The 18,672-nt window shown below is 72.2% G+C and carries 18 protein-coding genes; 6 read left to right on the top strand and 12 right to left on the bottom strand.

Annotation, left to right across the window (positions count from 1 at the left end):
- Positions 1 to 10 precede the first annotated feature (10 nt).
- Positions 11 to 688 (bottom strand): response regulator transcription factor, encoded by a 678-nt coding sequence (locus ACIOMQ_RS36695; protein WP_362207236.1) that lies wholly within the window; start codon positions 686 to 688, stop codon positions 11 to 13.
- Positions 689 to 1,177: 489 nt separating this feature from the next.
- Here ACIOMQ_RS36695 and ACIOMQ_RS36690 point away from each other — a divergent pair, with 489 nt between their 5' ends.
- Positions 1,178 to 2,668 carry an oligopeptide:H+ symporter gene (locus ACIOMQ_RS36690; protein WP_362207234.1) on the top strand — a complete coding sequence of 497 codons (1,491 nt, stop codon included), beginning with the start codon at positions 1,178 to 1,180 and terminating at the stop codon, positions 2,666 to 2,668.
- An 88-nt stretch (positions 2,669 to 2,756) separates the two neighbouring features.
- On the opposite strand, the gene ACIOMQ_RS36685 is transcribed toward ACIOMQ_RS36690, so the two are convergent.
- The 6 genes from ACIOMQ_RS36685 to ACIOMQ_RS36660 all read right to left on the bottom strand — a co-directional run bounded on the left by ACIOMQ_RS36685 (position 2,757) and on the right by ACIOMQ_RS36660 (position 8,463).
- Positions 2,757 to 4,112 carry a hypothetical protein gene (locus ACIOMQ_RS36685; RefSeq protein ID WP_401987121.1) on the bottom strand — a complete coding sequence of 452 codons (1,356 nt, stop codon included), beginning with the start codon at positions 4,110 to 4,112 and terminating at the stop codon, positions 2,757 to 2,759.
- Between the two features lie 35 nt (positions 4,113 to 4,147).
- Complete coding sequence (locus ACIOMQ_RS36680; protein WP_401944031.1) at positions 4,148 to 5,314, bottom strand: hypothetical protein; 1,167 nt, start codon at positions 5,312 to 5,314, stop codon at positions 4,148 to 4,150.
- Positions 5,311 to 6,408, bottom strand: coding sequence for a hypothetical protein (locus ACIOMQ_RS36675; RefSeq protein WP_401944030.1), 1,098 nt, complete (start codon positions 6,406 to 6,408; stop codon positions 5,311 to 5,313). Before ACIOMQ_RS36675 ends, ACIOMQ_RS36680 begins: the two co-directional genes overlap by 4 nt.
- A gap of 88 nt (positions 6,409 to 6,496) precedes the next feature.
- A complete protein-coding gene (locus ACIOMQ_RS36670; protein WP_401269687.1) occupies positions 6,497 to 7,165 on the bottom strand; it encodes a peptidase in 669 nt (222 codons plus the stop codon).
- Between the two features lie 203 nt (positions 7,166 to 7,368).
- Complete coding sequence (locus tag ACIOMQ_RS36665; protein WP_362207227.1) at positions 7,369 to 7,884, bottom strand: ATP-binding protein; 516 nt, start codon at positions 7,882 to 7,884, stop codon at positions 7,369 to 7,371.
- Between the two features lie 210 nt (positions 7,885 to 8,094).
- The gene (locus ACIOMQ_RS36660; RefSeq protein ID WP_362207226.1) at positions 8,095 to 8,463 is read right to left on the bottom strand and encodes an STAS domain-containing protein; all 369 of its coding nucleotides are present in this window, start codon (positions 8,461 to 8,463) and stop codon (positions 8,095 to 8,097) included.
- 294 nt (positions 8,464 to 8,757) lie between these two features.
- Between ACIOMQ_RS36660 and ACIOMQ_RS36655 the strand changes: the two genes are divergently transcribed.
- The gene (locus ACIOMQ_RS36655; RefSeq protein ID WP_401269683.1) at positions 8,758 to 9,756 is read left to right on the top strand and encodes an RNA polymerase sigma factor SigF; all 999 of its coding nucleotides are present in this window, start codon (positions 8,758 to 8,760) and stop codon (positions 9,754 to 9,756) included.
- Positions 9,757 to 9,914: 158 nt separating this feature from the next.
- Here the strand turns inward: ACIOMQ_RS36655 and hutI are convergent, their stop codons facing one another.
- From hutI to hutU, 4 genes are all read right to left on the bottom strand, one after another.
- Positions 9,915 to 11,087 carry an imidazolonepropionase gene (hutI, locus tag ACIOMQ_RS36650; protein ID WP_401944027.1) on the bottom strand — a complete coding sequence of 391 codons (1,173 nt, stop codon included), beginning with the start codon at positions 11,085 to 11,087 and terminating at the stop codon, positions 9,915 to 9,917.
- A 142-nt stretch (positions 11,088 to 11,229) separates the two neighbouring features.
- A complete protein-coding gene (locus ACIOMQ_RS36645) occupies positions 11,230 to 12,615 on the bottom strand; it encodes a formimidoylglutamate deiminase (protein ID WP_402192062.1) in 1,386 nt (461 codons plus the stop codon).
- Positions 12,606 to 13,814, bottom strand: a complete 1,209-nt coding sequence (locus ACIOMQ_RS36640) for an allantoate amidohydrolase (protein WP_401987123.1) — start codon at positions 13,812 to 13,814, stop codon at positions 12,606 to 12,608. Before ACIOMQ_RS36640 ends, ACIOMQ_RS36645 begins: the two co-directional genes overlap by 10 nt.
- A gap of 74 nt (positions 13,815 to 13,888) precedes the next feature.
- Entirely contained in the window at positions 13,889 to 15,547 is a 1,659-nt protein-coding gene (gene hutU / locus ACIOMQ_RS36635; protein WP_362207219.1) for a urocanate hydratase, read from the bottom strand.
- Positions 15,548 to 15,842: 295 nt separating this feature from the next.
- Between hutU and ACIOMQ_RS36630 the strand changes: the two genes are divergently transcribed.
- From ACIOMQ_RS36630 to ACIOMQ_RS36615, 4 genes are all read left to right on the top strand, one after another.
- Positions 15,843 to 16,265: a hypothetical protein gene (locus tag ACIOMQ_RS36630; RefSeq protein WP_362207217.1), complete on the top strand. Its 423-nt coding sequence runs from the start codon at positions 15,843 to 15,845 to the stop codon at positions 16,263 to 16,265.
- 38 nt (positions 16,266 to 16,303) lie between these two features.
- On the top strand, positions 16,304 to 17,041 hold the full coding sequence (locus tag ACIOMQ_RS36625) for a winged helix-turn-helix domain-containing protein (protein ID WP_362207215.1): 738 nt from the start codon (positions 16,304 to 16,306) through the stop codon (positions 17,039 to 17,041).
- 38 nt (positions 17,042 to 17,079) lie between these two features.
- Positions 17,080 to 17,544, top strand: coding sequence for a roadblock/LC7 domain-containing protein (locus tag ACIOMQ_RS36620; RefSeq protein ID WP_401944020.1), 465 nt, complete (start codon positions 17,080 to 17,082; stop codon positions 17,542 to 17,544).
- 69 nt (positions 17,545 to 17,613) lie between these two features.
- Positions 17,614 to 17,988, top strand: coding sequence for a hypothetical protein (locus ACIOMQ_RS36615; protein ID WP_362207211.1), 375 nt, complete (start codon positions 17,614 to 17,616; stop codon positions 17,986 to 17,988).
- Positions 17,989 to 18,042: 54 nt separating this feature from the next.
- On the opposite strand, the gene ACIOMQ_RS36610 is transcribed toward ACIOMQ_RS36615, so the two are convergent.
- Entirely contained in the window at positions 18,043 to 18,579 is a 537-nt protein-coding gene (locus ACIOMQ_RS36610; protein WP_401269754.1) for a hypothetical protein, read from the bottom strand.
- Between the last annotated feature and the right edge of the window lie 93 nt (positions 18,580 to 18,672).

Below are 18,672 nucleotides of genomic sequence, written 5' to 3'. Positions count from 1 at the left end.
TTTCTGTACGTCAGCTCTTCTCGAAGCGGAAGCCGACGCCCCGCACGGTCGCGATGTAGCGGGGGTTCGCCGCGTCGTCGCCGAGCTTCTTGCGGAGCCAGGAGATGTGCATGTCGAGGGTCTTGGTCGAGGACCACCAGGTGGTGTCCCAGACCTCGCGCATCAGCTGGTCCCGGGTGACGACCCGTCCCGCGTCGCGGACCAGGACCCTCAGCAGGTCGAACTCCTTGGCGGTGAGCTGGAGTTCCTCGTCGCCCATCCAGGCCCGGTGCGACTCGACGTCGATCCTGACGCCGTGGGTGGCGGGCGCCGGGGCGGGCTCGGTGGCACCGCGGCGCAGCAGGGCCCGGACCCGGGCGAGCAGTTCGGCCAGGCGGAAGGGCTTGGTCACGTAGTCGTCGGCGCCCGCGTCCAGGCCGACGACGGTGTCCACCTCGTCGGCACGCGCGGTCAGCACCAGGATCGGCACGGTGTGGCCCTCGGCACGGAGTCTGCGGGCGACTTCGAGGCCGTCCATCCCGGGCAGACCCAGGTCGAGTACGACCAGGTCGATTCCGCCCTGGAGGCCGGCGTCGAGAGCGGTCGGACCGTCTTCGCGGACCTCGACCTCGTAACCCTCCCGACGCAGGGCGCGGGCCAGCGGCTCCGAGATGGATGCGTCGTCCTCGGCGAGCAGTACACGGGTCATGGAGTGATGGTAGTCCGCAGAAGGCGGATCCAGTGAGGTGATCCAAAAGCCCTGCGGCTCCGCGAATAAAACGGAGGGACACCTTTGAATATGGGAGTGCGGTTGCATCGCTACCTGTGATCCATATCTCAAGTCCTTTCATATCCGGCACTGTCGTGTCGTATGGTTACTCGACGCCTGTTGCACTACTCAAGGACCCTTGGGCAGCTTTTAGCGCCGAGGGTCTTTTTTGTTCTGCCGGCTGGTACCCGCCAGTCGTGAATTCAGTGAATGACCTGTGGCCGGGCCCGGAGCGCGAGACGCGCACCGGGCGTGGATCCCGACGCGGTCGCTCCCCGTCCCCTCCGGCCGGCTCCTCGACGAGCCCGGCGGCCGGGACGAATCCCCTGTCAGGCGTGGGGTGGGACGCGGCCGTGCCGGTGCCGGCCTCCCCCCACCGGGCGCGTCACGCTCACGAGGCGTCGCGTCCCGAGCACGCAAGGATCGACCATGGCGTCCAGCCTGACGAAGGACTCGGCCAGTACCTCTGGTTCCGCGAAGACCTTCTTCGGCCACCCCCGCGGCCTGGCCACTCTCTTCATGACCGAGATGTGGGAGCGCTTCAGCTACTACGGCATGAGGGCCCTGCTCCCCCTCTACCTGATCGCCCCCGACGGCCTTCACATGAACCCGGCCACGGCCACGGCGATCTACTCGGTCTACGTGTCGCTGGTCTACCTGCTCGCCATGCCCGGCGGCTGGTTCGGCGACCGTGTCTGGGGTCCCCGCAAGACCGTCGCCGTCGCCGGTACGGTCATCATGATCGGCCACCTGACGCTGGCGCTGCCCTCGCAGGGCACCTTCTTCGCCGGTCTCGGACTGGTCGCCATCGGCTCCGGTCTGCTGAAGTCCAACATCTCGACGATGGTCGGCCACCTCTACGACGGCCCGGACGACGCGCGCCGCGACGGCGGCTTCACGATCTTCTACATGGGCATCAACGCGGGTGCCTTCGCGGCGCCGCTGATCATCGGCACCATCGGTGAGAGCGTCAACTGGCACCTGGGCTTCGCGCTCGCCGCGCTCGGCATGGGGCTGGGCCTCGCCCAGTTCCTGATGGGCACCCGCCACCTGAACGGGCGCAGCCTCGTCGTACCGAAGCCGCTGTCGGCGGCCGAGCGGGCGAGCACGCTGCGCAAGGGCATGATCTGGCTGGCCGTCGCGGCCGTCTTCTACATCGTCACGGTCGCCACCGGCGTCTACACGCTCAACTGGCTCCTGGTCCCCATCACCGTCGCGGGCCTGGTCATCCCGGTCGTCGTCCTGACGCGCATCAAGCGCGACAAGGAGCTCAGCGCCGCCGAGCAGTCGAAGATGTCCGGGTACATCTGGTTCTTCGCCGCCGCCGCCATCTTCTGGATGATCTACGACCAGGGCGGTTCGACGGTCGCGATCTTCGCCGACTCCTCGGCCGACAACAGTGTCTTCGGCTGGACCTTCCCGGTCTCCTGGTACCAGTCGGTCAACCCGGTCCTGATCATGGCGCTGGCCCCGCTCTTCGCCGCTTTCTGGCTGGCGCTGAACCGCCGCGGCAAGGAGCCCAGCACCATCGTGAAGTTCAGCTCCGGCCTGGTGCTGGTCGGTGCGTCGTTCTTCCTCTTCCTGATGCCGCTGACGATCGCGACCGACGGCCACAAGGCCGCCGCGATGTGGCTGGTCGCGATCTACTTCGTCCAGACGGTCGCCGAGCTGACGCTGTCGCCGGTGGGCCTCTCCGTCACCACGAAGATGGCTCCGGCCAAGTACGCCAGCCAGATGATGGGTGTCTGGTTCCTGGCCGTCACCGCCGGTGACTGCACCACGGGCCTGCTCTCCACCGCGGGCGTGCAGCTCAACGGCACCGGCGTGGTCACCCTGCAGGCCTTCCTCGCCGTCGCCGCGGGTGTCGCGGTCTTCATGTACCGCGGGAAGGTGAAGCAGCTCATGGGCACCGTGCGCTGACGCACCGGACCCGGCTTGCGCGAGGGGCCGCCGCACACCGGCACCCCGGTGTGCGGCGGCCCCTCGCACGCGTAGCCGTGGGCTCAGCTCACCTGGTGCCGCGCAGCCTGCGCCACGGCGTGAAGGTGAACACGGCGCCGCCCAGCAGGATCGCCGTCCCCGCGACCAGGCCGAGTGCGCGCAGGGTGCCGTGGTCCTCGGCCCCGGTGGCGGCCAGTCCGCCGCCGGAGTCCGTGCCGCCGGCCGTGGAGCCGGTGGAGCCGGAGGTCGTGGAGCCGGAGGCGCCGCCCTGCTGGGCCGTGGTGTCGAGCTCCAGCGACGGGGTCACCGAGCCCTTGACCTTGCACGGGATGTTGATCTTCGAGGAGCCCAGGGTGACATCGATGGTCAGGGTTCCGGGGCCGAGCGTGGACTTCCCGGACGCGCCCGGCTTGTAGGTGCCGGTCATGTCGGCGAGGTCGACGGGCTTGCCCTGCTCCAGCGGTGCGGCGTTGGCGGGTCCGGTGACCTTCACCGAGCCCTTGTCGGCGCCGCCGACGACGATGTCCATGGACGGCTTGAGCGCGCCCGCCGGCAGCGCGGCCGGGCTGTCCATCACGCCCTTGGCCGTCTTGACCGTGAGCGCGTAGCTCCCGCCGCTCTTCTTGGCGTTGATCGTCACCTTGGAGGCGATGTCGGGCGGTCCCGGGGAGGTGCAGGTGAAGTGGACGGAGACCTCCTTGCCCGGGAAGTCGGTCTGGCCGCCGCTGCCGCCGGAGCCGGAGGTGGTGCCGCCCGCGGCCGTGGAACCGGTCGTGGAACCGGAGGTCGTACCACCGGCGGTCGTGGAACCGGAGGTCGTACCACCGGCGGTCGTGGAACCGGAGGTCGTACCACCGGCAGTCGTGGAACCACCCGTGGAGCCGCTCGTCGTACCGCCCGCGGCCGTGCCCCCGCCGCCGTCCGTGACCTTGATGGTCGCGCCCGTCCCCACCGTCTCCTTCGGGCTGCACTTGGTGTCCGTGGAGATCGGCTTGGAGACGTTGATGTCGTACGCGTCCGGCGTCAGCGTGATCTCGCCGGCCTTCTCCAGCTTCAGCGTGCCCTTCATGTCGGGCAGCACCATGGCGCTGTTCTTCGGGATCGGCGGGTTCTGCCGCGGCCCCTCCATCCGCAGGGTGCCCGTGGCCGCGCCGCCCACCTTGACGGTGCCGGTCGGCTTGACCGTGTCCTTGTCCAGATCGAGTATGTCGGGGTTCCTGGAAGCGGCCTGGACCGTCTTCCACACCACCTCGACGGTGTCCCCGACCTTGGCCTCGGCGGGCGCGGTCAGCTGCACCACGGTGGTGCCCTGCACGGGCGGCAGTCCGGAGATGGCCGGGGGTATGCACTCCGTCTTGTACGAGGTGTCGGCGGCCTGGGCCGGACTCGCGGCCAGCAGCAGGCCCGCGCCGCCGAGCATCATCGCGACTCCCGCCGCGACCGTCCTCCGTTGCGTACTCACGAATGTCCCTTCGTCGTCGGTCTGTTCTCTGACGGTGCGGAATCCGGTGTGAACCATGGCAGCGCGGCCGCGGTGGCGGGCCCGGACGCGGCCTCGGGGCTCCCGGCGGACCCCGGCGCACGGCGCGCCCCCGGGAGCCCGGCGGACGCCCCGGCCGGTCGCGGACCGCGCCGGCGAAGACGCCCGCCGCGGGCCGGGGTGCGCGAGGTGCGCGAGGTGCGGGGCCGCACCCTGTCGACGATCGCCATACCGATCCGGAACACGGCGGCCGGTACGACGACACACAGCAGGACCCAGAAGAGGGTGACGCCCCAGGGGCGGCCGACCCCCCACGGCTGCTCGGCCAGCACCTTGCCGCCGTACTCCAGCGAGACCTGGTAGTCGCCGTGGGCGCCCGCCGCCAGTTCGACCGGCAGCTTGATCTGCACCTTGCGGCCGGACTCGATGGTGCCGCGCCACTGCCGCTCCTCCCACTGCGGGGCGAAGACGCCGTGCGCGGTGCCGACCCGGAAGACCGGGTCCTTGACCGGAGCGGAGCCCAGGTTGCCGACGGTGAAGACGAGTTGCCGGGCGGGCGGGGCGCCGAACCAGGTGAGGATTCCGCTGTCGCCCTCCAGCCGGGTGGCGGCCAGCACCGCGAGCCGGCCGCCCCCGGTCTCCTTCGGCAGCGCGGCGACCGGGTGGCCCGCGACGACGAACACGGCGTCGGCGGTGGCCTGTTCCCCGGTGACGGTGGCGACATGCACCACGCAGGGGCAGGGCACCGGCGGCTCGGCGACCGGCATCTTCCTGCCGAAGCCGCCCTTGGCATCGGTGGTGACGGCACGACCCTCGGCGTTGGCGCAGGAGTTGGTGCCGCCGATCACCCCGCGGTCCGGGGTGGACCGTCCGCAGATCAGCATCATCAGCAGCGTGCCGGGACGCCAGCCGCTGCCCTTGACGGTGATCTCGCCGCCCTTGCCCGCCTGCTGTTTCGAGAGGGTGACCGCGGGCTTCGCCTCCGCGGCTCTCGTACCCGCCGCGTCCGCGCCGGTCGCGGAGAGCAGCAGCAGGGCGGGCAGCAGCGCACCGAGCACCGCGGCGAGCAGCAGCGCGGTGCGCGGCGCGGCGTCCCGCCGGTGGCTGCCGCCGCGGAGTGGTGCCGGTCCGGTCTGTCCAGTCACGATTCCGCTCCCGCCTTCGCCACGTGCCTGCTCTCGGAGTGCTGTTGATCGCCCCGGGACCGCTGAGACCGGCCACCGCCGCCACCGCCGCCGTCCTCCGGTGGCCGACCGCGGGTGCGTCGGAGCCGGTACGCGTACGCGCCCGCGGCGACCGCGGCCAGGAGCAGCAGCGCGCCACCGGCCACCGGCACCCACGGGACGAAGACCGCACGGGCCGTGGCCTCGCTGTGCGCGCCGCCCGCCGCCGTGACCCGCAGCCGTACCGTCACCGAGTCGAGGGCCGGGGCCTCCCGCCACGGTTCGGTGAGCCTGACGCGCTGTCCGGGCAGCAGCTGCACCGGAAGCGTGCGGGCCCCGCGCCGCAGCAGCCTCCCGAACACCCCGTCGGCGTCGACGGCGATCCGCGGGGCCAGGACCGTGTTGCCGCGGTTGACCACCGTGTAGTGGACGGTCCGCCCGGACACGGTGACGCCCTCGACGGTGAGCGCGCCCAGCTCCGGCCCGCCGACCCGCAGCCGGACCTGTACGCCCACCGAGCGGCCGCCGCCCTCCACGACGAGCGCGCCGGGGTGGTCCCCGGGCGTCGCGCCCGTCGGCACGGTGACGGAGAACGGCACGTCGGCGCGGGTGCGGGCCGGCACGGTCACCTCGGCGGCGGCGGTCCGCAGCCAGGCGCCGGCCCCGGTGGAGCCCTTGCCGTCGCGCACCGCCGAGCCGCCGGCCCCGGTGGAGCCCTTGCCGTCGCGCACCGCCAGGCCGCCGGCCCCGGTGGAGCCCTTGCCGTCGCGCACCGCCGAGCCGCCGTCCCCGGCGTGGTACGCGTCGGCGCCGCGCAGCCGCACGGTGACCGGGGCCGTACCGGGGTTGGTGACGGAGAGCCGGTCCTGGAGGACGGTGCCGGGCGGGCCCTCCAGATAGAAGTACGGTCTGCCGCCGCCCGTTCCGAAACCGCTCGCCGCGGGCCGCGCCGTCCACGACGCGGCGCTCCCGGGCGCCGGTGCCCGGTCCGCGGCACCGGCCACCGGGGGCATGGCGAAGGTGAACAGCAGGACGGCGAGGGCGAGTCGGGCGGCGTGACCGGTCGGCGACGGCATGGGCGGCTCCCTGGTGCGTGACGGCGGCCGGCTCGTGGGCTGGGGCGCCTCCGGATCCGGCCCGGTCCGGAGGGAACGCCCTGACGCCCTACCGGCCCGCGGCCCCCTGCCCGCGCCTGGTCAGCCAGAGCACTCCGGCCGCGCCGGTCAGCAGCACCGTGCCGCCGAGCGTGCCGAGCGCCACCGCCGAGTCGAGCGGACCGGTCTTCGGCAGCTGCCCGCCGTTGTCCGGGGTGCCCTGCCCGTTGCCCGCGGCTGTCACGTCGAGCTGGAGCGACGGGCCCGGGTTGTTGGAGGGGGTGCAGGTCGTGGTCGTGCCGAGCGCCTTGATGGTGAGCACACCGGCGGTGAAGTCGACCTTGCCGCTCTTCTTCGGGGTGTACGTACCCGACAGGTCACTGATCCTGATCGGGGTGTTGGCGGGTATGGCCGCGGAGTTCGGCGCGCCGGAGACCTGGACCTGGCCCTGGTCGGCACCGCCCACCTTGATGACCGCGCTGGGGTTCATCGCGCCCTTGCCCAGTTCGACGGGGCTGGACGAGACCCCCTTCTGGAAGGACATCGTGAGCCGGTAGCCGCTGCCGCTCCTGACGCTCTTGATGTCGATGGGCGACACGGCACCCTTGTCACCGATCGGGGTCTTGCACTGGTAGTTGACGTCCACGACCGTGGCGTGGGCGGCGGGCGCGGCCATCAGCACCACCGTGCCCGCCAGCGCGGACGCCAGCGCGAGAGCTGTTCGCTTCTGGTAGGACACCTTGAGTTCCCCTCACCACATTACTGACGACACATCAGATCGGGCGCTCAAGGTACGCCCGGGGCCTTGTGGAGGGAAGACAAAGAGCGCGCCGATCCGGCGCGCTCCTGAGTGGTGCGGTACGGGGGCCCACGGCCCCGGAACCCGGCCCCGGAACCACCCGGGGCGCGGACGAGGGGCCCGCACGGGGCCCGGAGGCGGAACTAGGCGGGGGCCGCCAGCTCCGCCCAGACGGTCTTTCCGGGCCGGCCGGCCACCCGCTGGACGCCCCAGTCCAGGCAGAGCCGCTGCACGATGAACATCCCGTGCCCGCCGGGCCGGCCGGCCCGGTGCGGAGTGCGCGGCGCGGGCTGTCCCGCACCCGAGTCGACGACCTCCACCCGCAGCACCTTCGCCGTGCAGGCGATGCGCATCTCCTCGGGGCCGTCCGCGTGCAGACAGGCGTTGGTGACCAGTTCGGAGACGACCAGCAGGACGTCCTCGGCGGCGGCCCGTCCGTCGGCGCTCGTCGCGGGGAGCCAGCCCCAGTCGTGAAGAGCCTGGCGGGCGAAGTCACGAGCCGTCGGCACGATGCCGCCGATCCCCCGCAGCGACACCGTGCGCCACTGCCGCTCGACCGGTTCGGAGGAGGCCGCACCGGCGCCCGCGTCCGCGCCCGTGCCGGCGCCCTCCGGCTCGCGGCCGAGGTCGCCCGGCGGATGCTGCCGGGTGGTGCTCATCAGCGCTTCACCTCACCGATTCACCATGTCGCCATTGAACAGTTACAAGTACAGGTACAGATACACGTACGGATACGGGGTGAGTGGGTCGCCCACGGCTCCGCCCGGTGTCTCCTGCCCGGCCGAATCGTGACAACACCCACTTCGTCTACGCGGATCGCGTGACACGGGCAACACGTGGGGCACCCGGGGTCGCGCAACGCGCCACGCTCACGTGTCCAGGGCCGCTTCGAGGGAGTCGTGGACGGTGAAGACCGCCTCGGCCCCGGTGATCTCGAAGACCCGCGCCACCACCGGCAGCATCCCGGCCAAATGGACCCCTCCCCCTGCCGCCTCCGCCTTGAGGCGGGCACCGAGCAGCACATTCAGCCCGGTGGAATCACAGAATTCGAGTCGCGAGCAGTCGACCACCAGGCGTACTCGCCCTTGCTCGACCGCGCTCTCCAGAGGCTCTCGCAGCAGATCCGCCGTGTGGTGATCCAGCTCACCCACCGGCGTCACGACCTCGCTGCGCCCCTCGGTTCGGGACTCGACCTGAAGCCGACCCCGGTTCGCACTGCCGACCGTCCCGCGGTCCATGCCCGTCCCTCTTCGCCGTCGTCACTGCCGTCGTCACTGCCTGCGTCCTGGCGTGCGCGGATTCGTCGTAGCCGTCGCTGACGTTCTCGAAACAGTACGCGTTCCGTACGCCACGCGGTAGCCGAAGACCTCAACAAACCGGACATACAGCAGCATTTAGCGCTTGTAACTGCCTGTCCGGACCGGGTAAGGGTAGAGGGACACCCAAAACACGGCCGGCTTCGGAGGCGCCGCTTCACCGCAGGAACACGTATGGGCATCGGCAGCCATATGCCGAGAACGATGGAGGAGACCATGTCACCCAGGCTCGACGAACCGCGTATCCACGACGCGACGTCAGCATGTCCTCAGGGACGGACCCACTCAGACACCTCTGCCGCGAACGCCGGAAACGGCACGCGCGCCGACGCCATCAGCGCCGGCACCACCAGCAGCACCCGCACCACGACCGCCGTCGGCACCGCCGACGACCACGGCGCCGGTGGCGGTCTCGAAGGACTTCCCGAGATCCCGCCCTACGACGAAGTGGGGGCGCTGGACGCCCGGGCCCTGTCGAAGACGCTCTTCGAGCGGCTCGAATCCCTCGAAGAGGGCACCCACGAGTACGCCTACGTCCGCAATACGCTCGTCGAACTGAACCTGGCCCTGGTCAAGTTCGCCGCCTCCCGGTTCCGCTCCCGCAGCGAACCGATGGAGGACATCATCCAGGTCGGCACCATCGGCCTGATCAAGGCGATCGACCGTTTCGAGCTGAGCCGGGGCGTGGAGTTCCCGACGTTCGCGATGCCGACCATCGTCGGCGAGATCAAGCGCTTCTTCCGCGACACCAGTTGGTCCGTGCGCGTCCCGCGCCGGCTTCAGGAGCTGCGGCTCGACCTGGCCAAGGCGGGCGACGAGCTCGCCCAGCAGCTGGATCGTTCACCCACCGTGGGCGAGCTCGCCGACCGCCTCGGCATCACCGACGACGAGGTCGTCGAGGGCATGGCCGCGAGCAACGCGTACACCGCCAGCTCGCTGGACGCCAAGCCCGAGGAGAACGAGCAGGAAGGCGCCCTGGCGGACCGCATCGGCTACGAGGACCACGGACTCGAAGGCATCGAGTACGTCGAGTCCCTGAAGCCGCTGATCGCCTCGCTGCCACGCCGGGACCGCACGATCCTCTCGCTCCGGTTCGTCGCCAACATGACGCAGTCGGAGATCGGTGAGGAACTGGGCATCTCCCAGATGCATGTGTCGCGGCTGCTCTCCCGCACGCTGGTCAAGCTCCGGAAGGGCCTGACGCTGGAGGAGTGAGCGGGCATCCCGCCCGCACGCGGCGCGGCCGCGTGGCGTACCGCGAGCCCCTTGCGGAAGGACCTGCCCGGACAGCGGGCGGGTCCTTCCGCATGTGACGGCATGTGACGGCATGTCATGGACGTCTGGTCGCAGACGCCGTGCCGGGCCGGCCGCGCTCAGACGACGCGCGCGCCGCGCTGCCAGACCGCGTGGACCAGCGGGACGCCCGGCCGGTAGGCGAGGTGGACATGGCTGGGTGCGTCGAGCAGGACCAGATCGGCGCGGGCGCCCGGAGCGATGCGGCCGATGTCCGTACGGCGCAGGGCCGCCGCGCCGCCCGCGGTGGCGGACCAGAGCGCCTCGTCCGGGGTCATGCCCATGTCGCGTACGGCGAGGGCGATGCAGAAGGGCATGGAGGACGTGAACGACGAGCCCGGATTGCAGTCGGTGGAGAGTGCGACGGTGGCCCCCGCGTCGAGGATGCGGCGGGCGTCCGGCCAGGTGGCGCGGGTGGAGAACTCGGCGCCGGGCAGCAGGGTGGCGACGGTGTCGCCCTGGGCCAGGGCGTCGACGTCCGCGTCGGTGAGGTGGGTGCAGTGGTCGGCGGACGCGGCGTCGAGTTCGACGGCGAGCTGGACGCCGGGGCCGTGGCCGAGCTGGTTGGCGTGGACGCGGGGGTGCAGGCCCTTGGCACGGCCGGCGGTGAGGACGGCACGGGCCTGGTCGCCGTCGAAGGCGCCCTTCTCGCAGAAGACGTCGATCCAACGGGCGTACGGGGCACAGGCGTCGAGCATCGCCCCGGTGACCAGGTCGACGTATCCGGCCGGATCGTCGGCGTAGTCCGGGGAGACGATGTGCGCCCCGAGGTAGGTGACCTCTTCGGTGTGCCGGGCGGCGATCCGCAGGGCGCGGGCCTCGTCCTCGACGGTGAGGCCGTAGCCGGACTTGGTCTCGAAGGTGGTGGTGCCCTGGCGCAGCCCCTCGGCGAGGTAGCGGGCGACGTTGGCGGAGAGCTCGTCGTCGGTGGCGGCGCGGGTGGCGGCGACCGTGGTCCTGATGCCGCCCGCGCTGTAGGCGCGGCCGGACATCCGGGCGTTGAACTCCTCGGTGCGGTCGCCCGCGAACACGAGATGGGAGTGGGAGTCGACGAAGCCGGGGATCGCCGCCCGGCCGCCCGCGTCGACGGCGTGGTCGGTGGCGGGTGCTCTGCTCGACCTGCCGGTCCAGACGACCCGGTCGCCCTCGATGACGACGGCCGCGTCCCGGATCAGGCCCAGGGGGGAATCCGCCTGGAGGGAGGGGTCGTTGGTGACCAGGGCGGCGATGTTGGTGATGGCGGTCGTCGTCATCGGGAGACTGCTCTCCTTGGGTGTCGGCTTGCGGGGCGGCGGTCTGCCGGTGGGCCGTCTCCGGAGCGGCGGTCCGTCGGCGGGACTGCGGGGCGACGCGTGCGGGGTCCGGGGACCGGCCGTCTCCGGGGCGGCGGGGTGGTCAGCGGTGGAGTGCGGCGATCGCCGAGGCGAGCGCCGCGGGGACGTCCTCGACCAGGGTGTGCCGCCCGTCGCGGACGATGTGCCGGCCTGCCACGACCGTGTGCCGCACATCGGCCGCAGAGGCGGCGAACACGGCTGTCTCGGCCGCGAGCCGGGGCGCCGGACCCGCTGTTCTGACGGAGTCCAGGGCTACGGTCGCCAGATCGGCGGGCGCCCCGGGTTCGAGGATGCCCGCCCCGGGCCGGCCGAGCGCGGCATGGCCGTCGACCGTGGCGGCGCGCAGCAGGGCGGCCGCCGTCCAGTGGCCGCGTGCCCGGGTGCGCAGGCGTTCGTCCAGCTCCATCGCGCGGGCCTCTTCGAAGAGATCGATCACGGCGTGGCTGTCGCTGCCGAGGGAGAGCGGCGACCCGGCGCGCTGGAGGGCGGCGGCGGGGCCGATTCCGTCGGCGAGGTCGCGTTCCGTGGTGGGGCACATGCAGGTGCCGGTCGCCGAGGAGCCGAGGAGCGTGATGTCCTCGTCGGTGAGGTGCGTGTTGTGGATGCCGGTGGTGCGCGGGCCGAGGACCCCGTGGTCGGCGAGGAGCCGGGTGGGGGTGCAGCCGTGGGCGGCGAGGCAGGCGTCGTTCTCCGCGGTCTGCTCGGAGAGGTGGACGTGGAGCGGGGCCTGCCGCTCCTCGGCCCAGGCGGCCACGGTGGCGAGCTGCGCGGCGGGGACGGCGCGCACGGAGTGGACGGCCGCGCCGATCAGGGCGTGGCCGCCGCCCTTGAGGAGGGAGGCGCGTTCGGCCCAGGCGTCCGCGGTGGTGTCGGAGAAGCGCAGCTGGTGCTGGTCGGGCTGCTGGTACTGGGTGGGGCGCCGGCCGAATCCGGCGGAGAGGTAGGCGGTGTCCAGCAGCGTGATCCGGATGCCGGCCTCGCCCGCTGCCGCGATCAGCGCCTCTCCCATCGCGTTGGGGTTGTCGTACGGGGTGCCGCCCGGCGCGTGGTGCAGATAGTGGAATTCACCGACGGCGGAGATGCCGGCCAGGGCCATCTCGGCGTACACCGCACGGGCGAGGTCGTAGTACGAGTCGGGGGTGAGCCGGGAGGCGACCTGGTACATGGTCTCGCGCCAGGTCCAGAAGGTGCCGGAGCCGACCTGGACGGTGGAGCGCAGGGCTCGGTGGAAGGCGTGCGAGTGGGTGTTGGCGAGCCCGGGAAGGGTAAGCCCGCGCAGCACGGTGGCGCCCGGCGGCGGGGAGGCGACGCCGGTGCGGACGCCCGCGATGATGCCGCCGGACACGTCCAGGGCGACGCCCGGCTCGACATGGGTGCCGAGCCAGGCGTGGGACAACCAGTACGTCACGGTGACGGGCCTGCCCGTCGGCTCCGTTGTCAGCTGCACGCGAGACCTTCCAGTACGTCGGCGAGTGCGATCACCCCGGCCACGCAGTCGTCCTCGGCGGCCTGTTCGGCCGGCGAGTGCGAGATCCCGGTGGGGTTCCGTACGAACAGCATGGCGGTCGGGACCGAAGCGGACAAAATACCCGCATCGTGTCCGGCGCCGGTGCCGAGGACGGGTACGGCGCGGTCGGTGTCGCCCCGGCCCGTCAGGATCTTGCCGAGCTCGTCGCGCAGGGCGTGCTCGAACTCCACGACGGGCGTGTAGGACTCCCGTACGACATCGAGGTCGATCCCGGCCCGCTCGGCGTGTTCCCGGGCGGCCCGTTCGATGCCGGTGACCACGGCGTCGAGGCGGTCCTGGTCGGCGGCGCGGGAGTCGAGCCAGCCGCGGACGAGGGAGGGGATGGCGTTGACCCCGTTCGGCTCGACGGCGATCTTGCCGAAGGTGGCGAGGGCGCCGGCGAGCTCCGCCTCGCGGCGGGCGGCCAGCACGGTCTCGGCGTACGTGAGCATCGGGTCGCGCCGGTCGGCCAGCCGGGTGGTGCCCGCGTGGTTGGCCTCGCCCCGGAAGTCGAACCGCCAGCGCCCGTGCGGCCAGATCGCGGAGGCGATGCCGACCGGGTCGCCGGTGAGGTCGAGGGCGCGGCCCTGCTCGACGTGGAGCTCGACGAACGCGCCGATACGGGCGAGCCGTTCGGGGTCCGGGCCGATGGTGTCGGGGTCGTACCCGGCCGCCTCCATGGCCTGCGGCAGCGTGATGCCGTCGGCATCGGTGAGCCGGTGCGCCGCTTCGACGGTCAGCTGCCCGGCGGTGAGCCGGGAGCCCACGCAGGCGAGCCCGAAGCGGGCCCCCTCCTCGTCGCCGAAGTTGCTGATGGCCAGCGGCCGGCTGAACTCCGCTCCTCTGCGGCGGAGTTCGTCGAGGGCGGCGAAGGAGGAGACCACGCCGAGCGGCCCGTCGAAGGCACCGCCGTCCGGTACGGAGTCGAGGTGCGAGCCGGTGACGACGGCGTCCCCCGCGAGGGGGTCGCCGAGCCAGGCCCACTGGTTGCCGTTCCGGTCGACCTCGTAGGTGAGCCTGCGCGCCTCGGCCTGCGCCCGGAACCAGGCACGGCAGTCGGCGTCGGCCCCGGTCCAGGCGTAGCGGCGGTATCCGCCGCTGTCCTGGTGCCGGCCGATGGGCGCGAGCTCTCGCCACATGTCCCGGAACGACGGTGCACCGCCCCCGCCCCCGGTCGCGGCCTCGGCGGCCTGGGCGCCGTTTCGTTCCCCGGTCACTGCCCCTCCGTCATCGGCACACGGACGCCCTTGTCCGCGGCGACCGACTCCGCGATGTCGTACCCGGCGTCGACGTGCCGGATGACGCCCATGCCCGGGTCGTTGGTGAGCACCCGGCGGATCTTCTCGCCCGCCAGCTTCGTACCGTCGGCGACGGTCACCTGTCCGGCGTGGATGGAGCGCCCCATGCCGACGCCGCCGCCGTGGTGGATGGAGACCCAGGAGGCACCGGACGCCACATTGACCATGGCGTTCAGCAGCGGCCAGTCGGCGATCGCGTCGGAGCCGTCGAGCATGGCCTCGGTCTCCCGGTAGGGGGAGGCCACGGAGCCGCAGTCCAGGTGGTCGCGCCCGATGGCCAGCGGGGCGGCCAGCTCGCCGGAGGCCACCATGTCGTTGAACCGCTCGCCGGCCCGGTCGCGCTCGCCGTAGCCGAGCCAGCAGATCCGGGCGGGCAGGCCCTGGAAGTGGACGCGTTCACCGGCCATCTTGATCCAGCGGTGCAGGGACTCGTTCTCCGGGAAGAGTTCGAGCATCGCCTTGTCGGTCTTGTGGATGTCGGACGCCTCGCCGGAGAGCGCGGCCCAGCGGAACGGCCCCTTGCCCTCGCAGAAGAGCGGCCGGATGTAGGCGGGCACGAAGCCCGGGAAGTCGAACGCCCGGTCGTAGCCCGCGAGTTGCGCCTCGCCGCGGATGGAGTTGCCGTAGTCGAAGACCTCGGCCCCGGCGTCCATGAAGCCGACCATCGCCTCGACGTGCTTGGCCATCGACTCCCGGGCGCGCTGCGTGAAGTCGGCGGGCTTCTCGGCGGCGTACGACGCCATGTCGTCGAAGTCGACACCGAGCGGGAGGTACGCGAGCGGGTCGTGCGCGCTCGTCTGGTCGGTGACGATGTCGATCGGCGCGCCCTCGGCGAGCATCCGCGGCAGCAGCTCCGCCGCGTTGCCCAGCAGGCCGATGGAGAGCGGCCTGCGGGCGTCCCGGGCCTCGGTGGCGAGCTGGAGCGCGTGCTCCAGGGAGTCGGCGCGCACGTCCAGGTAGCGGTGCTCGATGCGGCGCTCGATGGCGCGCGGGTCGCAGTCGATGCAGATCGCGACGCCGTCGTTCATGGTCACGGCGAGCGGCTGGGCGCCGCCCATGCCGCCGAGTCCGGCGGTCAGGGTGATCGTGCCGGCCAGCGTTCCGCCGAACTTCTTCGCCGCGACGGCGGCGAACGTCTCGTAGGTGCCCTGGAGGATGCCCTGCGTGCCGATGTAGATCCACGACCCGGCGGTCATCTGGCCGTACATGGTGAGCCCGAGCGCCTCCAGGCGGCGGAACTCCTCCCAGTTCGCCCAGTCGCCCACCAGGTTGGAGTTGGCGATCAGGACCCGCGGCGCCCACTCGTGCGTCTGCATGACGCCGACCGGGCGCCCGGACTGGACGAGCATCGTCTCGTCCTGCTTGAGCGTCCGCAGCGTACGCACCATGGCGTCGAACGAGCGCCAGTCGCGGGCCGCCTTGCCGGTGCCGCCGTAGACGACGAGCTTGTCGGGGTGTTCGGCGACCTCGGGATCGAGGTTGTTCTGGAGCATGCGCAGGGCGGCCTCCTGCTGCCATCCCAGGGCGCTCAGTTCCGTACCGCGCGGTGCCCGTACGGGGCGGGGTCCTGACATGGCGGTGCCTCCTCGCGAATGTAAGTCTTCTATTCACATCCTGAGGGTCTGAATACTCGTAGTCAACAGTCCCGCACCGACGCCTGGCCGAAAGGCGCCCACCCGCCCGCTCGCCTGCCTGCCTGCCTGCTCGCCTGCTCGCCTGCTCGCCCGCGCGAACCCCGGCACACCTTCCGCGCCGTCCGAAGATCTCTTGCGCATGTACCCGTGGAAAATGCCAGAACCCCTGCCCCGGGGGAGCACGTTGCGTAGCCTCGTAGTCACAGCCGTACGCCACGTCGGGAGGGGAGTGCGCGTGCCCGGAATCGACGAGTGCCTGCTCGAAGTCATGAGGCTGCCCGGCGCCCGGGGCGCCGCGGTGGTCGACTGGACGAGCGGCCTCGCCCTCGGCACCATCGGCGAATCACCCAACGGCGATCACGAGGCCACCGCCGCGGAGACGGCGGAAGTCGCGAGGATGGCGGCCGAGCAGCCCGCCTTCGCGCGGGAGGCCACCGGGCCGCCGACCGCGTTACCGGACCGGGCGGGTGCCGGAGCGCCGCCCCCGGTCGAGGACGTCATCGTCACCACCCGCGCCGGGTACCACGTCCTCCGTTTCGTCGAGACCTCCTTCGACAGCAGCGTCTTCGTCCATCTCTGGCTCGACCGCGCGGAGGGCAATCTGGCCCTCGCCCGAATACGGCTGGGCGAGATGGCCGAGCGGCTGGTCCTGGCATGAGAACGGCCGCCCCCGCCCCTGCCACGCCCCTCTCCCCCATGCTGCAGCGCCTCGCCGACGAGCACGCCACCGGCGCCCTGATCCGCGACCGCGGCACCCTCTATCTCGACGAGGGCCAGGTGGTGCACGCCGAGAGCCCGGCGACACCCGGGATCGACGTCCTGCTCACCACGGGCGGCGCCCTGCACCGCGACGGCTGGTGGGAGGCGGTCGCCAGGGCGGGCGCCGGGCAGCGGGTCGGCCGCTATCTGGTGGACAGCGGGCGGGTACCGGGCGGGGCGCTGGAACTGTGCCACCTGGGCGCGCTGTACGACGCGGCGTTCTTCGCGCTGGCCCCCACCCGGTCCCCGGCCCGCTTCCGCTACGGGGTCTCCCACTGGATCGGCCCCGTCCGCCCCGTCCCCGTCGACGCCGTGCAGCGCGAGACGCTCCGGCGCCGGGAACTGCTGACGCGCATCTGGCCCGACGCGGTGACCGACAGCGCCCCGCTCGCACGGACGGACCGGCCCGTCGACACACCCGTGCCGCCCGGCCGGCGCCGCGTGCTCGATCTCGTGGACGGGATGCGTACCGCGTCGGACATCGCCCAGGAGCTGGGCCGGTCGGCGTTCCACGTCCTGGTCGGTCTGCGGCGCCTGGCCGCGGCCGGACTGGTCGAAGCGGTACGGGAGCCGCCCCCCTCGGCCGACCCCGGCAGGATCGCGCTGCCCGAGGTCACGGCCGACCCCGACGTCGCCCTGCTGCGCCGGCTCCGAGACGCATTGGAGGCCCTGTGATACGCGCGCTCAGACAGCGCGCCGGGAGGAGACAGCCGATGGTGCCCGAGGCCGAAACGCAGGATGTCCTGGCCGAGCTCCAGCGGTTGCGGGCCCGGGTCCCGCTCGTCTCCGGCGCCCTGGCGGCCAGCACCGACGGCCTCGTCCTGGCCCATGACACCCCGGGGGTGGAGGCGGAGGGCGTCGCCGCGCTGACCGCGGCCGCGCTCGGGGTCGCGGTCCGGCTGGCGGAGGCGACCGGCCGGGGCGGCTTCCGTGAACTCCTGGTCCGCGGCGAGACCGGCTACATCGCCACGTACGCCGCAGGCTCCTCGGCGGTCCTCACGCTGCTGGCCGAGGACCGGATCAACGTCGGCAGGCTCCATCTGGAGGGCCGGCGGGCGGGCACCCGGATCGGCGAACTCGTCGACACCGCACTCGAACGCGCCGCACACCCCGCGCCCTCTGCCCGCACCCCCGACCGGCACACCCCGCAGCCCGGTCCCCTGCCCCACCGCACGTAACACCACATGCCCCGCAGACAGCCCAAGGATCCGGTCGACCCGGCCGGCCAGGAAAGGAAACGAGCACGCATGGCGAACACCGAAGCGTCACTGAAGGAAGCGATGACGTCCATCGAGGGCACCCTCGGTGTCGCCCTCGTCGACTACACCAGCGGAATGTCGCTGGGCACCCTCGGCGGCGGCAAGGACTTCAACCTGGAGATCGCGGCCGCGGGCAACACCGACGTCGTACGCGCCAAACTCCGCACCATGGAACACCTCGGCCTCCAGGACGAGATCGAGGACATCCTGATCACGCTCGGCACCCAGTACCACCTGATCCGACTGCTCAAGGCCCGTGGCAACAACGGCCTGTTCCTCTACCTGGTGCTGGACTCGGGCCGCGCCAACCTGGCGATGGCCCGCCACCAGCTCAAGCGGATCGAGGCCGAACTGGAGGTCTGATCCGGCCGAACTGGAGGTCCGATCCGGCGGCACCGGAGATCTGATCCGGCGGCCTCAGCGCCGGCGCCGCGCCCCGCCGGGCGCGGCGTCGCCCGCCATCGGGCCGGTCGTCCGGTACCCCTTCACCCGCTTGCCCGCGGGCCGTCCGCGCTCCGCCCAGTCGGTCCGCACCCAGTACAGGGCGTCGTCCCGGCGCTCTCGCTGCCCGATCCTGACGGCCTTGAGCCACAGCCCGGCCCCGGCCCCGGCGAGCAGCAGCCCACCGGCCCCGGGCAGCAGGAACGCGCTCGCCACCGCCGCCAGGAAGGCCCCGAGCAGCCACCACCGGTGCCCGCGCCGCCAGTTGCGTACGGTCACGGCCCGGTCCTGGAGGAAGTCGGACCGCCCGGCCCGAGTGGCGCCCCCGGCCAGCTCCGCGTACCGCCGGTCGCGTACGAGCGCCACCACGGCGGCGGTGATCAGGAACAGCGCCGCTCCGGCCAGCAGCCCGATCCGGCGTCCGGTGAGCCCCGGCACCAGTGCACCGATCGCCGCGGCGAGCAGCCCCGGCCACCACAGCGGTGCGGCTCCGGCCCGTACGATCACGGCCACTCTCGCCAACGACTGCGCTCCGCGCCCCACGTCCGTACCCTCCACAGCTCCTTCTGGCCCTTTCGAGCCCGGAGATTAGTAGCCGCAGATGAG

The sequence above is a fragment of the Streptomyces sp. NPDC087845 genome, from assembly GCF_044742755.1.
Classification (GTDB): Bacteria; Actinomycetota; Actinomycetes; order Streptomycetales; family Streptomycetaceae; genus Streptomyces.
This window is presented reverse-complemented; position numbering and strand designations above follow the sequence as displayed.

What these genes read in the sequence shown, in the direction of transcription:
- ACIOMQ_RS36695 (WP_362207236.1), bottom strand. Translation starts at nt 688, where the DNA reads ATGACCCGTGTACTGCTCGCCGAGGACGACGCATCCATCTCGGAGCCG.
- ACIOMQ_RS36690 (WP_362207234.1), top strand. Translation starts at nt 1,178, where the DNA reads ATGGCGTCCAGCCTGACGAAGGACTCGGCCAGTACCTCTGGTTCCGCG.
- ACIOMQ_RS36685 (WP_401987121.1), bottom strand. Translation starts at nt 4,112, where the DNA reads ATGATGCTCGGCGGCGCGGGCCTGCTGCTGGCCGCGAGTCCGGCCCAG.
- ACIOMQ_RS36675 (WP_401944030.1), bottom strand. Translation starts at nt 6,408, where the DNA reads ATGCCGTCGCCGACCGGTCACGCCGCCCGACTCGCCCTCGCCGTCCTG.
- ACIOMQ_RS36665 (WP_362207227.1), bottom strand. Translation starts at nt 7,884, where the DNA reads ATGAGCACCACCCGGCAGCATCCGCCGGGCGACCTCGGCCGCGAGCCG.
- ACIOMQ_RS36660 (WP_362207226.1), bottom strand. Translation starts at nt 8,463, where the DNA reads ATGGACCGCGGGACGGTCGGCAGTGCGAACCGGGGTCGGCTTCAGGTC.
- ACIOMQ_RS36655 (WP_401269683.1), top strand. Translation starts at nt 8,758, where the DNA reads ATGTCACCCAGGCTCGACGAACCGCGTATCCACGACGCGACGTCAGCA.
- hutI (WP_401944027.1), bottom strand. Translation starts at nt 11,087, where the DNA reads ATGACGACGACCGCCATCACCAACATCGCCGCCCTGGTCACCAACGAC.
- ACIOMQ_RS36640 (WP_401987123.1), bottom strand. Translation starts at nt 13,814, where the DNA reads ATGTGGCGAGAGCTCGCGCCCATCGGCCGGCACCAGGACAGCGGCGGA.
- hutU (WP_362207219.1), bottom strand. Translation starts at nt 15,547, where the DNA reads ATGTCAGGACCCCGCCCCGTACGGGCACCGCGCGGTACGGAACTGAGC.
- ACIOMQ_RS36625 (WP_362207215.1), top strand. Translation starts at nt 16,304, where the DNA reads ATGCTGCAGCGCCTCGCCGACGAGCACGCCACCGGCGCCCTGATCCGC.
- ACIOMQ_RS36620 (WP_401944020.1), top strand. Translation starts at nt 17,080, where the DNA reads ATGGTGCCCGAGGCCGAAACGCAGGATGTCCTGGCCGAGCTCCAGCGG.
- ACIOMQ_RS36615 (WP_362207211.1), top strand. Translation starts at nt 17,614, where the DNA reads ATGGCGAACACCGAAGCGTCACTGAAGGAAGCGATGACGTCCATCGAG.